Raw genomic sequence first — 14,830 nt, 5'->3', positions numbered from 1 at the left:
TGCAATTGCAGTTAATTTAAAGAGGATAGCAGCAATACTATCCTCTAAATTATTGACAAAATTCAATTTTCCCTTAATCATTTTCGATATGCTTACCAAAAGAGTAAAATTTGATTTAATCTTGGTTTAAAAAGTAGACTTTTTCAGTGGTCTCGGACGTTTCACTCGTCTTCTTACCTGTGCTGTCACAAGTAGTGCCAAGACAAAACACACCTTATTGACATATACCATTAACGCTTGATAGTATTAAAGTGTGAATCGATATGGGGGTATCGATCTACCATGCTATTATCGATGGAACGCCGTATGCGGTGAAAGTCGCACGTGCGGTGTGGACCTGGACGAAATCCCAAAGGGGATAGTCAGGGATGATGATTTGCTTGAGATTTTTATGACAGAATTTGATATTGAAATGTCTGAAGGTGATGTTGAGGCTGTTGTGACGGGGTATGGTCTAAATATCTACAATCAGCCAGAGAATGGATTGGAGAATGAGATAGTCATCATAACATTCTCAGAGGAGAATCCCTATGATTATCAGGATGATCTTGGAGCTTTAGATCTTCCATATCCGCTAATTGTTCTAGTACTTGATGGCGGAGAAGGTTATTTGATGGATATGTTCTATGAGGAGCTACATTATTATGAGTATGGTGGAACTTTCGAGGACATATTTGATGACCTGTATATCCAGGATACTTTCCAGGAGCTTGCGGATAAGATACTGGATTACAACACAGAGGGATTGAGAGTCCTTGAGGATGCCAGTGAGACAGATGGAGTTATAGCATTCACATACGAGGAAGGAGTAGAAGCAGAGGCTGATCTGTTGCTTGTACTGATGCCAGTAGAGGAAGGAGAATACGTAGCATTTGCTTTGGTCCATCCTAGAAGCAAGTTTACACCAAGATAATAAAGACATTCGATAGTATCAAGGGGCAAGGGTGAAAATCCTTTGCCCCTAATTTTGTCACCATATGTGTCAACGCAAAATATAATCTGTTGACATAAATCCACAGTCGGGCTTATTATTTAGGTGTATAACTGATATGGGGGTATCAAAAGTACAATCCTATTATCGATGGAGCGCCGTATGCGATGAAAGTCGCACGTATGGTGTGGACCTGAACGAAATCCCAAGGAGGATAGTCGGGGATGATGAGGTAGCAGTAAATAAAATAGTAAATGGAGATTTTGAAACAGGTAACTTTTCAGGTTGGACAGTCGTATCGGACTCAGGATATCCTGTAATCAGTTTGAATATTGATGGACGCGAAGCCTATCTTTCAGATGGTGGAGGGAATCTGGCTGCATACACAACCTCGATTGCACAAACTGTAGATGTTTCAGCAACGAATCCAGAGACCCTTTCAATGAATTACAGAATACAAGCAGGTACAATGAATTCAGATTGGATGAATGTAACCATTGAAGGAACAGAAATAGTAAGATGGGTAACTGGTACCATGGGAAATCAGACATTCACATATGATTTATCAGATTACGCTGGTGAGACAGTGGAAATCAAGATAGGTGTCAATGTAGGCTATGAACCTGGTACAATCTATTACAACCATTTTTTTGTAGACAACATTTCAGTGCAACTAGATATTTAGCTTAAAAAGCTGGCATATTTTGCCAGCTTTTTACATGAAATAGGACGTCTATTCGTACAGACTGTCTTTTCTGTCACAACTTGTGTCACTAATATGCTCAACTTATTGACATATACCGTCAACGCTTGATAGTATTAAAGTGTGAATCGATATGGGGGTATCGATGGAGCATTCTATTATCGATGGAACGCCGTATGCGGTGAAAGTCGCACGTGCGGTGTGGACCTGAACGAAATCCTAGAAGGGATAGTCAGGGATGATGAACCAGAATTAGTATTTTTCTACGAGGAGGATTTTGAGGATACTGACGGAGATTACACAGTATCGGGATATGGAGCTAGATGGGAATGGGGAACACCAACTGTCTGGCCTGAAAGCGCTGCGTCTGGGGATAAATGCTGGGGTACAGATCTAAATGGAAATTACAGCAACGGTGCTGATGAAACCTTAACATCACCAGTAATTCAGCTAACCGGAGTAGAGGCAGGATCAGATCTTGTGATTGAGTGGATGCAAGCATTGTACATCGAATCAAGTTCATGGGATAATGCATATGTAGAATTATCATTGAATGGTGGTAGTTGGATGCAAATGTGGGCGCATACTGGAAGTACAGTGCAAGTTCCATGGGAACTGAAATCTTACACAATCGAATCCTATAATGACGAAGATATTCAGTTGAGATTCAGGATTACTACTGATGGCTCGGTAACATACTCTGGTCTGTACATCGATGATGTGACAATCTCAGAAAGCAAGTAACAAAAGACCAGGGAATCAATTATGATTCTCTGGTCTTTTATACTCACAGTAACACTAATGCGCTGAAAACTCTTGTCATTAAATGTGACTAGTAAAAACTTATTTATAATTATCTTGCTCTATCAGTAATCGTTTGATAGTATTAAAGTGTGAAATCGATATGGGGGTATCGATGGAGCATTCTATTATCGATGGAACGCCGTATGCGGTGAAAGTCGCACGTGCGGTGTGGACCTGAACGAAATCCGATGAGGATAGCCAGGGATGATGAAAGTGCAATAAATGAATGGATAATAACAAGTAATGACTTCAATGGATTTACTGACTTAAGTGACAGTGTATTGATAACTGAAGCAGTGGGAATGTCTCAACCTATCTACAGGTTAAAGGATAGTGGGACCATTAATTATTATAATCAACCATTTAAAGAGATTGAATTTGGAGGAACTGACTACCATATCTATTTAAGTGATGATTATGGTGGATTATTTACTGATTATGTTTTCTATGGACCTTATGATGGTATACTAGCTTCAGTTGTAGATGAAGATATCATAGAATTTTCTATCAACGTGGACGTGGAATACCATGGGGGAGTTAATAATCCAACAATGGTCACCACTTCTCCACTAGTCGTGGCTATCGAAGAGATAGGAAATCCTTCAAACGTTTTCTATTGTGGTCTTGAGGTTGACACAAATTCAGATACACCTATTGTGGTAGTTCCAGTATCATAATAACAAGAGGCAAGGATATCAATCAATTTTCCTTGCCTCATTTTTATGCAACTAAAACTCCCTCTCCAACACCTTTTTCATCTTGACCATATTCTCCTCATTAGGCTCAACAGCGTATATATTTTTAATAACATTTGCAACCTTTGAGGGCTTGTCACTCAGGACGATAATCTGGTCCCCAAGATGTATGGCTTCCTCGAGGTCATGGGTTACAAGGATGCAGGATCGATTCTCCATATCCATCAATTCCCTGAAAAAGTCCATCAGCACCTTCTTGTTTGATATGTCAATGGATGATAAGGGCTCATCCATAAGAAGGATGGAGGAGGGGTAGATAAAAGCCCGGAGTATACCAATCCTTTTTTTCATACCACCACTTAGTTCACTTGGGTAATAGTTCTTGTACTCCAATAGACCAACCTTATCCAAGTAGCTTTCTACCAGCTTGTCCTTGTCAGCGATATCATCATTTCCGCTAAGCACAAACCTAAGATTATCCAATACATTTCTCCATGGAATAAGCCGATCCTCCTGGAATACAAAGGAAAGCTCGGTATCATCGAAGCCTATGACATCACCTGAATCAGCCGACTCAATGCCGGATATAATATTAAGCAGGGTTGTCTTTCCGCAACCGGAAGGTCCAAGGATGCAGGTTGTGCCACCTTCAATAAAGTCCATTGAGATATTATCAAGGACGAAGAGGTCATTATATTTTTTAGTTAGGTTTTCTATTTTGTACATATCCACCACATCCTTATAATTGTCATAAGTGCCCGGCGATAGAATTACTCAAAATCTCTGATTTTGTTGTAATTCATCGAGGGGGTATCTGAGTTTACGAAGGATCTTAACCCCGCAGCTCGACCCAAACAATCTTCTCAACTCTTACTTCTTAGATCTTAGCTCTTAACTCTCACTTCTTAGATCTTAGCTCTCAACTCTTACCTCTTAACTATTACTTTTCACTTAGCTCTTAACTCTCATTTCTTACTTCTTACCTCTTACTTCTTAACTCTCAACTCTTAGTTTTTAATTTTTACTTCTTACTTCTTAGATCTTAGCTCTTAACTCTCAACTCTTACTTCTTACTTCTTAACTAAATCGTGTTCATTGATTATTTTCTCCCCAAAAAAGACGACTGAAACGTCCCCCTGTCTTTATTTTTTCCACCAGCACATTAAGCACCTTGGAAATCACAAGAATAACAATGATCCAGGCAAAGACCCCAGCGGTATTCAAATACATCCTCTGCAGCTGCAAATCAGCCCCAATTGAAAAGCCTGGCTGTGAAAGCACCTCTCCTGCAACTACCATCTTCAAGGTAGTTGAGAGGGTTGTTGCTGATATGTTTGAAAGTCCCTGAAATATAACTGGTATGTATATATCCCTGATCAGTGCCAGCTTCCTTACCTTGTATACCTTGGCCATCTGGAGTAGCCCCTTGTCAATCCCATCAAGGGATGAAAGGACTGTTTCATACATGATGGGGAATACAACAAGAAAGCCTACAAAAAGTGGAACCAGACTGTTGTGCAGCCAAATAAGGGCAAGAAGAATAATTGCAATAACGGGAACGGAGCTTAGGAATTCAGCAAAGGGTTTAAACAAGAGTCTTACAGTCCTTGACCACTTGGAAAGGCCACCAAAAAAAACAGCAAGAAGCAGGGAGGAAAAAAATCCTCCAAGGCTTCTTGCCATTGTATAAAATACTGTCTTTAAAAATCCTTCTTCTCCAACAATTTCAATCAAACTATTAAGTGTAGCCAATGGAGAAGGAATCAAAACTTCCTTGCCGACAAAAAGAGACAAGAGAGACCAAACCCCGATTAAAAACAATGCGGAGATAAGTTTAAGACCTTTATCTTGTATAGTAAATCTCTTCATCCGGCAGCTCTCCTCCAATAAAGTCAGGGGCAAAGTCCATAATGGCCTGGTAATATACCCTGTATTCCTCAAGGGAATCCTCAATGGGGAAATCACCAATGTTCATTCTGTCTATTCCCTGAACAACAGCACCCTTAACTGGACCTAAAGCTAATTCTTCCGAAATGTCCCCAAGTGCTTCAGGGTTTTCGTTGGCCCACTGGATACTATTATTATACTCCAGGAGGAAGTTTTCCACAAACTCCGGATCTTCTTCAATCAAAGTTTTCTTTATGACCAGGCATGCCTGGGGATAGCCCTTTGTGACACCCTTAGCCTCTGCCCACAAGGAGTTAAGGTCAAGTAGTACCTCTATACCATCACCCTTCATAACAACCCCTGAGATGGCAGGCTCGGGAAGAACACCAAGAGATGCCTGTCCTGAAAGAAGAAAGGGTCCAATTTCTGCAGCTGAGCCCATATATTGAATATCCATATCCGTTTCCGGATCCAATCCATTGTCCTGAAGGATCATCAAGAGCACAAGCTCAGGTGTAAGGCCTTTTCCAAAGGTATGTAGGGTCATGTCCTTAAGGTCCGCAACAGTCTGAACATCTTCAGTTCCAGCAACATACAGGTTTCCCCAGGTTGAGGTCCCCACAATAAGATAGGGGAGGTCCTTGTTGTATGCCTGGGCTGCAAGGTTTGTCGGAACCATTGCTATATCAGCCTCTTCCTTTAATATGCTTGCTGCTAGAAGGTCAGGTGCCTTCAACACATCATACTGGATCTCTCTTCCAAGGTCAGGCTCATCTGACATCATCTTTGCAGCAGTCAGAGCAGTTACTCCTTCCATAAAGGAGAACTGGACTGGTTCAGTTGGTTCAGCAACTTCATTGGAGCAGCCTGAAAAGGCCGCTCCAAGAATTAGTATTAGCGTCAGTAGAATTATGTTTTTTTTCATTATTCACCTCGTTATTTATCCCAAAGCGTTGGGTTAAGTTCCCATGTGCTGTGGTCAGTGTGTAACAGCTCGTGTGATTTGTGGGACAGCGGTTTCTCAAAATACTCCTCGTAGCATTTGGTTATGGAAGGATTCTCGTGAGAAAATCTAATATCGCTTATCCTGTCAAGACCGTAAAGAATATCAGATCTGTCATCGGCAAGCTCCTTGCCATCCCAAATAGGCTGACCTCCACCACCGGCACAACCACCTGGACATGCCATGATTTCAACAAAGTCGTAATGAGCTTCACCTCGTCTGATTGCCTCAACCAGTTTTCTTGTATTTCCAAGACCACTTGCAACGGCCACTCTCAAGTCAGTCCCTGCAAGATTGAAGGTAGCTTCCTTCCAGCCAGCTCGACCTCGGACATCCTTGAAGGCATCCGGATCGGGATTCTCACCTGTAACAAGGAAGTAGGCACTTCTAAGTGCAGCTTCCATGACTCCACCAGTTGCACCGAATATTACGGCAGCTCCGGAACCGGAACCAAGGGGAGTATCAAGCTCCTCTTCAGGAAGGTAGGCAACATCAATGCTCTCAGCCCGAATAAGTCTTTCAACCTCACGGGTTGTAAGGACAACATCAACATCCTGACCTGCTCCTGCTGAATTCATAACTGGGACACCAGCTTCGAACTTCTTGGCAGTACAAGGCATGATGGACACTGAAAAGATCTTTGAAGGATCTACATCCAGCACCTGTGCATAGTAGCTCTTTGCAACCGCACCAAACATCTGCTGAGGTGACTTTGCAGTTGACAGCTGATCCAACATATCAGGATACTGGGTCTTTATAAACCTTATCCATCCTGGACAGCATGATGTAAACATTGGGAATGTATGATTTTCAGCATTTCCCAGTCTCTCTATAAACTCGCTTCCCTCTTCCATAATGGTAAGGTCGGCAGTAAAGTTTGTATCAAATATATAGTCAAATCCAATTCTTCTTAAGGCAGTTGCAAGTCTCTTTACAGTTGCAAACTCCCTGTCCAATCCAAGGGACTCTCCCCAGGCTGCCCTTACAGCAGGTGCAATCTGGACAACAAGGATCTTGTCGGGATCAGCAAGGGCATCGAATACAATATCCGTGTCATCCCTTTCCCTAAGTGCTCCTGTTGGACAGTGGGTAATGCACTGGCCACAAAGTGCGCAGTCTGATTCCTCAATCCTCAGATTATGCGAAACGTCAACATTGGTTCTTGAACCCGTGTTTGCAATATCCCAGACCTGAAGGTCCTGGACCTTGTCACACACCTGGATGCATCTCATGCACTTTATGCATTTCTCGTAGTTTCTAACCAGAGGAAAACCTTCAGTCCATCTTGCATGGGGAAGGGTCTTCTCATATGGTATGCCAATTATCCCAAGGTCGTTGGCGATATCCTGCAGTGCGCAGTTTCCGCTTCTGACACAGGTGGCACAGTTTGAGTCGTGCTGGGATAGAATAAGCTCGACATTTGTTCTTCTTGATTCCCTTACCTTGGGGCTGTTTGTATGGATCTTCATGCCTTCCTCAACAACATTGTTGCAGGCTGTTACAAGTCTTTCCCTGCCTTCAATCTCAACCGCACAAACCCTGCAGGCGCCGATTTCATTCAGCTCCTCCATGTAGCACAGATTGGGGATTGATACATGGCAGCTCTTTGCAGCATCCAGAATGGTCATTCCTTCAGGGACGAGAAGAGTGTTCTTATCAATAGTTATGTTTACCATTTTTCAGTCCTCCCTCCTTTGAATACTCCAAAGCCGAAGTGGTCACATCTTAGGCATCGACTTGACTCCTGCATTGCCTCCTGGTAGGTCATTGATTTTTCAACAAGTTCAAAATCCTCAACCCTTTCAGATACTAGTCTTTCAGTCATATTGACCCTTCCACATGGAATTCGGTCTGATAGGCTGGGCTCTGGAATATGGACTCCGGATTCAATCTCGTGATGGAATCCAAGGTAGTTGTCAATATTGGCAGCTGCAACCTTGCCGGCAGCAATTGCCTGAATAACTGTTGCTGGACCTGAGATGCAGTCTCCACCGGCAAATACTCCCGGTATATCCTTGACATCGGCAGTGCTCCAAGCATCAATCAATCCTTTACGTACAGGAATTCCGTCCTTTTCAAAGTCTCTTGTCTCAATTCCCTGACCGATTGCAATTACAATCATGTCACATGGGATCCTGACAGGATTCTCTTTGGCATCAGCAGTCTTAGGTCTGCCATCAGACATTTTTCCAACTATCTGTGGTTGTGCCCAAAGTGCTGTTACATTGCCTTCATCATCTGTTTCAATAGTCTTTGGACTGCACAGTTCATATATGGAGCAGCCTTCAGCAATTGCATCGTCGATTTCTTCCTTCATTGCTGGCATATCAGCTTTTCTTCTTCTGTAAATGATATTTGATTCGGTTGATCCAAGTCTAACTGCAGATCTTGCAACATCAATCGCAACATTTCCTCCACCAAGAACAAGAACGCGCTTGCCCTCGAAGTCAGGGTAGATTCCATCGCCGATATCCCGGAGGACATCAACTGCAGAATAGACGCCCTTGGCATCCTCGCCTTCCATACCGATCTTCTTGTCGATATGTGCACCGATTGCAATATATACGCTGTCAAATCTCTCCTTCAGCTCAGCAACTGAAATGTCCTTTCCAACTGTGACTCCCATATGGACCTTTACACCAAGTGATAGCATCTGATCGATTTCATGCTGCAAAAGGTCTCTTGGCAATCTATAGTTTGGTATTCCGTAGCGAAGCATTCCTCCAAGGTGGTTTCTGCTTTCGTAGACATCAACCTGATGTCCCATAACTGAAAGGAAGTATGCCGCGGAAAGTCCGCTTGGTCCTCCTCCTACGATCGCAACTCTTTTTCCTGTCTTTTCAGCAGGCTCAGGAAGAGGTACATCTCCTGCATTGTCAACTGCATATCGCTTAAGTCCCCTTATATTGATTGAGTCGTCCATCATATTCCTTCTACATCTTGTCTCACATGGATGCTCACATACATAGGCACAGGTAAGTGGCATCGGATTGTCTTTTCTTATCAGTCTTATCGCATCGTCATACTTCTCCTGATTGATCAGGGCTATGTATCCCGGTACATCAACACCAGCTGGGCACAATGATACACAAGGAACAGATTGATACAGGCTGAAATTGCAGCGGTCTCTTAGGATATGCTCCAGATAGTCGTCCCTGAAGCCCTCAACTCCCCTCATGACCATATGTGCAGCCTCATAACCGATGGCACAGTCAGCAGAGTTGTAGATACTCCTTGCAGTCTTTTCAATGAGGTCAATAGTCTTTAAGGTAGCTTTTCCGTCCATTACATCTTCCATAAGGTTGATTAGCTGTCCAAGTCCGATTCGACAGGGAACACATTTACCACAAGTTTGGGCATGAGCCATCTTAAGGAAGGATGCAGACAGGTCGATTGGACACAGTCCTGGAGGAGAAGCAGTGATTCTTTTTTCAAGATCTTTGTACATATCCTCCACAGTAGCCTGGGCTTTGTCCTGGGTGATAATGCTTAGTCTGCTCATTTCCTTCATCTCCTTTCAATTATTACTCTTTAAAATCTGTATATTTATGTAATATAATTGGGTTCTAAGTAAAGTTATCAGAAGTTAAATTATTAACAATGATTACAATTATATAATACCATTAATTGAGGGATTATGTCAACATTTCCAGTCCATTTCCATTTACAACTTTAGAGGAATACAGTATAATATTTGGGTGATATTAATTATGTTAAACAGAAAAAATTAAAACTTGACCCATAAGATTAGACCCAAACAATTGTTCAATATTCATTGTTCAATGTTCACTGACCCGTTAGCTCGTCCACACAGTAAAAAAAGGAGGATTCAATGAAAAAATTGGATATGGTTTATGAAGGTAAGGCAAAGAAGGTTTTCAGGACAGATGATAAGGACAAATTCGTCGTTCAGTACAAGGACGATGCAACTGCAGGAAATGGAGCAAAGAAGGGAACAATCGAGGATAAGGGTATTGTGAACAACAAGATGAGCGCAATGCTATTTGAGATCCTCGAAAAAGAGGGAGTACCCAATCACTTTGAGGAACTGCTTTCAGACAGGGAGCAGCTGGTTAAGGCGGTTAAAATCATACCACTGGAAGTAATTGTAAGAAATGTCTCAGCAGGGTCATTTTCAAAAAGATATGGCGTTGAGGAAGGAATCCTCTTTGACAATCCTGTAGTGGAATTCAGCTATAAGGTAGATGAGCTTGGAGATCCCTTGATAAACGATTCACATATTTTGGCTCTAAAACTAGCTACAGAAGAGGAAATTGAACATATTAAAGGGATGGCACTTCGCGTAAACGAGGTTCTTTCAGAATTGTTCCTAAAGAAAAACTTAAAGCTTATTGATTTCAAGCTTGAGTTTGGAAAATACCATGGAGAGACAATCCTTGCAGATGAAATATCACCAGATACCTGCAGACTTTGGGATACAGAGACAAACGAGAAGCTGGACAAGGACAGATTCAGAAGAGACCTCGGAAACATTAAGGAAGCGTACCAGGAAGTTATGAAGAGACTGGAACAATAGGGGAGGATGGCATTGACATACCTTATTCAGGATAAACTAAAGGACGAATGCGGCGTAGTTGGAATCTACAACAGGGAGAAGAACATTGACTGCGCTGAGGAAATATATTATGGACTCTTTGCCCTGCAGCACAGGGGACAGGAGAGCGCAGGAATTGCAACAAGCATGGAGGGCAAGATCAGCACATACAAGAACAAGGGGCTTGTATCTGATGTATTTGAAGACCCGGATGACTTTGGCGAATTGCTTGGAAACATAGGAATCGGTCATGTAAGGTATGCCACATCAGGCGGTGGAGGATTGGCAAATGCCCAGCCACTGATTGTAAACTATAAGAATACCAACATAGCCCTTGCCCACAACGGAAACCTGGTAAATGCATCAGCATTGAGGGATATGCTAGAAGACGGAGGAGTAGTCTTTCAGACTGCCGTGGACACAGAGGTAATAGTAAACCTTATTGCAAGGAGCCTTAAAAACGGAATAGTTGAATCCATCAAACGGGTTGCAGAGATAATCCGGGGAGCCTATGCCCTTGTTATAACAACAGAGGATATGCTGATCGGCCTAAGGGATCCCTACGGCCTGAGACCACTTTGTCTGGGAGAGACAGAAAACGGATATGTCCTTGCATCGGAAACCTGTGCCCTTGATGCAGTTGGGGCAAAATATATCAGGGATATTGAAAACGGAGAGATTGTAGTAATAGATGATGAAGGAGTTCATTCCTACAGACAGAACACCTGGGTTAAAAAGAGACTTTGCATCTTTGAGCTTATATACTTTGCAAGACCAGATTCAAGAATAGATGGAATAAGCGTATATCAGTCTAGACACAATGCAGGTGCAACACTTGCAAGAGAATACCCTGTTGAAGCAGATGTTGTAATAGGAGTTCCCGATTCCGGAGTTCCAGCGGCAATAGGCTATTCCAAGGAATCAGGAATACCATATGAAATCGGACTTATAAAAAACAAATATATTGGAAGAACCTTTATCCAGCCAAACCAGAGACAAAGGGAACAAGGTGTAAGGATTAAGCTTAATGTGCTTAAAGAGAATATTGAGGGTAAAAGAGTAGTGATAGTTGATGACTCAATCGTAAGGGGAACAACATCAAGAAGATTGGTTGAAATCCTAAGGGAAGCAGGAGCAACTGAGGTTCATTTCAGGGTCAGCAGCCCACCAGTCAAGCATCCCTGCCACTTTGGAATTGACACACCCTACAGGGAACACCTGATTGCAACAAAGCACAGTGTTGAGGAAATCAGACAGATAATTGATGCAGATACCCTGGGCTACCTTTCAACAGAGGGAATGGTTGAATCAGTAGGCGGAGGAGACCTCTACTGCAAGGCCTGCTTTGACGGAGACTACCCGATGGAAGTACCAGTAGAGGAGTAGGGAAGGAGGAGTACGATGAACGACAAATACACAAGCCCCTTAAGCAAACGCTACGCAGGGGAGGAAATGCAACGACTCTTTTCCGAAGACAAGAAATTCAGGACCTGGAGAAAACTCTGGATTGCCCTTGCAGAATCACAGATGGAGCTTGGGCTTAATATAACAGAGGAACAGATCCAGCAGATGAAGGACAATATGGACAATATCAACTACGAAGTGGCAGAGGCAAAGGAAAAGGAAATCCGCCATGATGTAATGTCACACATCCATGCCTTTGGAAAGCAGTGTCCTGATGCCAAGGGAATAATCCACCTTGGAGCAACATCCTGCTTTGTCGGGGACAACACAGACCTAATTCTTATGAAGGAAGGACTCCTTCTTGTAAGAAAGAAGCTAGTCAATACTATTAAGCTTCTTTCAGACTTTGCCATGGAATACAAGGATCTACCAACACTAGGCTTTACACACTTTCAGCCAGCCCAGCCAACAACTGTTGGTAAAAGGGCAACACTGTGGATTGAAGATCTGCTTCTTGATCTTGAATACCTGGAGTTTGTACTTTCAACCCTTAAGCTTAGAGGAGCAAAGGGAACAACAGGAAGCCAGGCAAGCTTTATGGAGCTGTTTGATGGTGATGGAGAAAAGGTGAAACAACTTGATCAAAAGATATCAGAAAAGCTGGGATTCGAAGGAACATATCCTGTAACAGGACAGACCTACTCAAGAAAGGTCGACTTCCAAGTACTTCAGGTACTTTCAGGTATAGCCCAGAGTGCCTACAAGTTTTCAAATGATGTTAGATTACTTGCACATATGAAGGAAATCGAGGAGCCATTTGAAAAATCACAGGTTGGCTCATCTGCAATGGCTTACAAAAGAAACCCCATGAGAAGCGAAAGAATGGCATCAATTGCAAGATTCATTATTGCGGATTCAATCAATCCAGCCCTTAATACAACAGGGCAGTGGCTTGAAAGGACACTTGATGATTCGGCAAACAGAAGACTGAGCATTCCAGAAGGATTTCTTGCAACAGACGGACTACTATCATTATATATAAATGTAGCGGATGGACTTGTTGTCTATCCAAAGGTTATAGAAAAACACCTCCAAGAGGAGCTGCCATTTATGGCAACAGAAACAATACTAATGGAAGGTGTAAAAAGGGGAGGAGACAGACAGGTCCTCCACGAATCCATTAGAAAACACTCACTGGCAACAGCAGAAAGCATCAAGGTATATGGAAACGAGAACAACCTGGTTGAAAGACTTGGTAACGACCCTGAATTCAATATGACAGAAAGTGAAATTTGGGATATGATTAAACCAGAGAGATTTATTGGAAGAAGTGTTCAACAGGTTGAGGAATTTGTTCAAGGAGAAGTAAAAGCAATTTTAGATAGGTATTCAGAGGATCTTGGAATGGATGTTACTATTTCCGTATAAGGGGGAGTAATGGATGAAAACCGCAATAGTAGGAATAAACTGGGGAGATGAAGGAAAGGGAAGAATGGTGGATCTTCTTTCACAGGACCAGGATATCGTTGTAAGGTATCAGGGAGGAAACAATGCTGGCCATACTGTGGTAAATGAAAAGGGAAAGTTTATCTTTAATCTCCTTCCATCAGGAATCCTAAGGGATGATATTGTAAACATCATGGGAAACGGAATGGTTATTGACATCGAACACCTGTGCAGTGAATTGGACAGCCTCCAGGAGAAGGGAATAATTGTAACAGAAAAGAACCTTAAGATAAGCGACAAGGCAGTAATCTGTATGCCCTACCATGTTCTTCTTGACCAATATGAAGAAGAGAGACTAAAGGACAAAAAGTACGGATCCACAAAAAGAGGAATCGCTCCTGTGTATGCAGACAAGTACAGAAAAAAGGGAATCCGAATGGGAGAGCTGTTCTTCGAAGATTCTCTTAAGGAAAGAGTTCAGGATGTTGTAAAATATGAGAACCTACTTATTGAAAAGGGATACGGCAAGGAAAAGATAGATTGGCAGGAAATGTACGACTGGCTTCTGAAATACGGAGAAAGACTAAAGCCATATATTGCAGATATCGGAGTTTTTCTTACAGAGGCAATCAGGGATAACCAAGACATTATGTTTGAAGCCCAGCTTGGAGCTTTGAGGGATATAGACTACGGAATCTACCCCTACACCACATCGTCATCAACAATAGCAGCCTATGCACCAATAGGCTCTGGAATACCAGGGGAGAAGATGGACAGAACGGTAGGAGTGGTAAAAGCATATTCATCCTGCGTAGGAGAAGGACCCTTTACAGCAGAGATGGAAGGTGAAGAAGCAGATAAGCTAAGGGAAGCAGGAGAAGAGTACGGAGCTGCAACAGGAAGACCAAGAAGAGTTGGAGCCTTTGATGTAGTAGCAACAAGGTACGGCTGTCTTGTACAGGGAGCAGATGAAATTGCACTGACAAAACTGGATGTACTTTCATACATGGAGAACATCCCTGTCTGTACGGCTTACAAAATCGACGGAGAAAAGATCAATGACTTCCCCGTAGGTCCAAAGCTGGACAGAGCAGAACCAGTTATTGAGTATATGTTTGGCTGGAAAGAGGACATTACTAAATGTAGGAAGCTGGAAGATTTGCCATCATCAGCTAGAGCATATATCTCCTACATTCAAAGAGCCCTGGAAACCAAAATCACCTACGTCTCCGTTGGCCCAGGAAGAGACGAGTATATAAAGATAGATTAGAATATAATTGAAGATAATATCAAATGGCACTTTCTTAAAGCGAATAAGGAAGTGCCTTTTATTTGTCATCCTGAGTGGAAACGAAGGATCTTGACCCCAAAAGCCTCGTCTATTACATCTATAAATCAAAAG

Annotated in this window: 13 protein-coding genes; 8 read left to right on the top strand and 5 right to left on the bottom strand. The window is 42.5% G+C overall.

What is annotated here, in order from left to right:
- Positions 1 to 253: 253 nt before the first annotated feature.
- From ACOEN1_RS02430 to ACOEN1_RS02415, 4 genes are all read left to right on the top strand, one after another.
- Positions 254 to 913: a hypothetical protein gene (locus ACOEN1_RS02430; protein WP_422484824.1), complete on the top strand. Its 660-nt coding sequence runs from the start codon at positions 254 to 256 to the stop codon at positions 911 to 913.
- A 136-nt stretch (positions 914 to 1,049) separates the two neighbouring features.
- Positions 1,050 to 1,616 (top strand): hypothetical protein, encoded by a 567-nt coding sequence (locus tag ACOEN1_RS02425; protein WP_422484823.1) that lies wholly within the window; start codon positions 1,050 to 1,052, stop codon positions 1,614 to 1,616.
- 141 nt (positions 1,617 to 1,757) lie between these two features.
- A complete protein-coding gene (locus ACOEN1_RS02420) occupies positions 1,758 to 2,378 on the top strand; it encodes a choice-of-anchor J domain-containing protein (protein ID WP_422484822.1) in 621 nt (206 codons plus the stop codon).
- 248 nt (positions 2,379 to 2,626) lie between these two features.
- Positions 2,627 to 3,115: a hypothetical protein gene (locus ACOEN1_RS02415; RefSeq protein WP_422484821.1), complete on the top strand. Its 489-nt coding sequence runs from the start codon at positions 2,627 to 2,629 to the stop codon at positions 3,113 to 3,115.
- Positions 3,116 to 3,166: 51 nt separating this feature from the next.
- Here the strand turns inward: ACOEN1_RS02415 and ACOEN1_RS02410 are convergent, their stop codons facing one another.
- From ACOEN1_RS02410 to ACOEN1_RS02390, 5 genes are all read right to left on the bottom strand, one after another.
- A complete protein-coding gene (locus tag ACOEN1_RS02410) occupies positions 3,167 to 3,859 on the bottom strand; it encodes an ABC transporter ATP-binding protein (protein ID WP_422484820.1) in 693 nt (230 codons plus the stop codon).
- A 366-nt stretch (positions 3,860 to 4,225) separates the two neighbouring features.
- A complete protein-coding gene (locus tag ACOEN1_RS02405; protein WP_422484819.1) occupies positions 4,226 to 5,002 on the bottom strand; it encodes an ABC transporter permease in 777 nt (258 codons plus the stop codon).
- Complete coding sequence (locus tag ACOEN1_RS02400; protein WP_422484818.1) at positions 4,977 to 5,945, bottom strand: ABC transporter substrate-binding protein; 969 nt, start codon at positions 5,943 to 5,945, stop codon at positions 4,977 to 4,979. The genes ACOEN1_RS02405 and ACOEN1_RS02400 overlap by 26 nt, the downstream gene beginning before the upstream one ends.
- A gap of 11 nt (positions 5,946 to 5,956) precedes the next feature.
- Positions 5,957 to 7,699: an NADH-dependent [FeFe] hydrogenase, group A6 gene (locus ACOEN1_RS02395; RefSeq protein WP_422484817.1), complete on the bottom strand. Its 1,743-nt coding sequence runs from the start codon at positions 7,697 to 7,699 to the stop codon at positions 5,957 to 5,959.
- Positions 7,693 to 9,525 (bottom strand): NAD(P)-binding protein, encoded by a 1,833-nt coding sequence (locus ACOEN1_RS02390; RefSeq protein ID WP_422484816.1) that lies wholly within the window; start codon positions 9,523 to 9,525, stop codon positions 7,693 to 7,695. The genes ACOEN1_RS02395 and ACOEN1_RS02390 overlap by 7 nt, the downstream gene beginning before the upstream one ends.
- Before the next feature lie 330 nt (positions 9,526 to 9,855).
- On the opposite strand from ACOEN1_RS02390, the gene purC reads away from it, so the two are divergent.
- The 4 genes from purC to ACOEN1_RS02370 are packed head-to-tail and all read left to right on the top strand — an operon-like array spanning position 9,856 to position 14,698.
- The gene (gene purC, locus ACOEN1_RS02385; protein WP_422484815.1) at positions 9,856 to 10,560 is read left to right on the top strand and encodes a phosphoribosylaminoimidazolesuccinocarboxamide synthase; all 705 of its coding nucleotides are present in this window, start codon (positions 9,856 to 9,858) and stop codon (positions 10,558 to 10,560) included.
- A gap of 6 nt (positions 10,561 to 10,566) precedes the next feature.
- Positions 10,567 to 11,964 (top strand): amidophosphoribosyltransferase, encoded by a 1,398-nt coding sequence (gene purF / locus ACOEN1_RS02380; RefSeq protein ID WP_422484814.1) that lies wholly within the window; start codon positions 10,567 to 10,569, stop codon positions 11,962 to 11,964.
- A 15-nt stretch (positions 11,965 to 11,979) separates the two neighbouring features.
- Positions 11,980 to 13,410 carry an adenylosuccinate lyase gene (gene purB / locus ACOEN1_RS02375; protein WP_422484813.1) on the top strand — a complete coding sequence of 477 codons (1,431 nt, stop codon included), beginning with the start codon at positions 11,980 to 11,982 and terminating at the stop codon, positions 13,408 to 13,410.
- A gap of 13 nt (positions 13,411 to 13,423) precedes the next feature.
- Positions 13,424 to 14,698, top strand: a complete 1,275-nt coding sequence (locus tag ACOEN1_RS02370; RefSeq protein ID WP_422484812.1) for an adenylosuccinate synthase — start codon at positions 13,424 to 13,426, stop codon at positions 14,696 to 14,698.
- Positions 14,699 to 14,830: the final 132 nt, after the last annotated feature.

Origin of the sequence: Gudongella sp. DL1XJH-153 (genome assembly GCF_049310905.1) — a bacterium.
GTDB lineage: Bacteria > Bacillota > Clostridia > Tissierellales > Tissierellaceae > Gudongella.
The sequence above is the reverse complement of the archived record's forward strand: the minus strand, read 5'-3'. Positions and strand labels throughout refer to the sequence as shown.

Excerpts from the sequence above, each read along its gene's own strand:
- ACOEN1_RS02395 (WP_422484817.1), bottom strand. The coding sequence starts at position 7,699 with ATGGTAAACATAACTATTGATAAGAACACTCTTCTCGTCCCTGAAGGA.
- purB (WP_422484813.1), top strand. The coding sequence starts at position 11,980 with ATGAACGACAAATACACAAGCCCCTTAAGCAAACGCTACGCAGGGGAG.
- ACOEN1_RS02370 (WP_422484812.1), top strand. The coding sequence starts at position 13,424 with ATGAAAACCGCAATAGTAGGAATAAACTGGGGAGATGAAGGAAAGGGA.
- ACOEN1_RS02415 (WP_422484821.1), top strand. The coding sequence starts at position 2,627 with ATGAGGATAGCCAGGGATGATGAAAGTGCAATAAATGAATGGATAATA.
- purC (WP_422484815.1), top strand. The coding sequence starts at position 9,856 with ATGAAAAAATTGGATATGGTTTATGAAGGTAAGGCAAAGAAGGTTTTC.
- ACOEN1_RS02410 (WP_422484820.1), bottom strand. The coding sequence starts at position 3,859 with ATGTACAAAATAGAAAACCTAACTAAAAAATATAATGACCTCTTCGTC.
- ACOEN1_RS02405 (WP_422484819.1), bottom strand. The coding sequence starts at position 5,002 with ATGAAGAGATTTACTATACAAGATAAAGGTCTTAAACTTATCTCCGCA.
- purF (WP_422484814.1), top strand. The coding sequence starts at position 10,567 with ATGGCATTGACATACCTTATTCAGGATAAACTAAAGGACGAATGCGGC.
- ACOEN1_RS02390 (WP_422484816.1), bottom strand. The coding sequence starts at position 9,525 with ATGAGCAGACTAAGCATTATCACCCAGGACAAAGCCCAGGCTACTGTG.
- ACOEN1_RS02400 (WP_422484818.1), bottom strand. The coding sequence starts at position 5,945 with ATGAAAAAAAACATAATTCTACTGACGCTAATACTAATTCTTGGAGCG.
- ACOEN1_RS02425 (WP_422484823.1), top strand. The coding sequence starts at position 1,050 with ATGGGGGTATCAAAAGTACAATCCTATTATCGATGGAGCGCCGTATGC.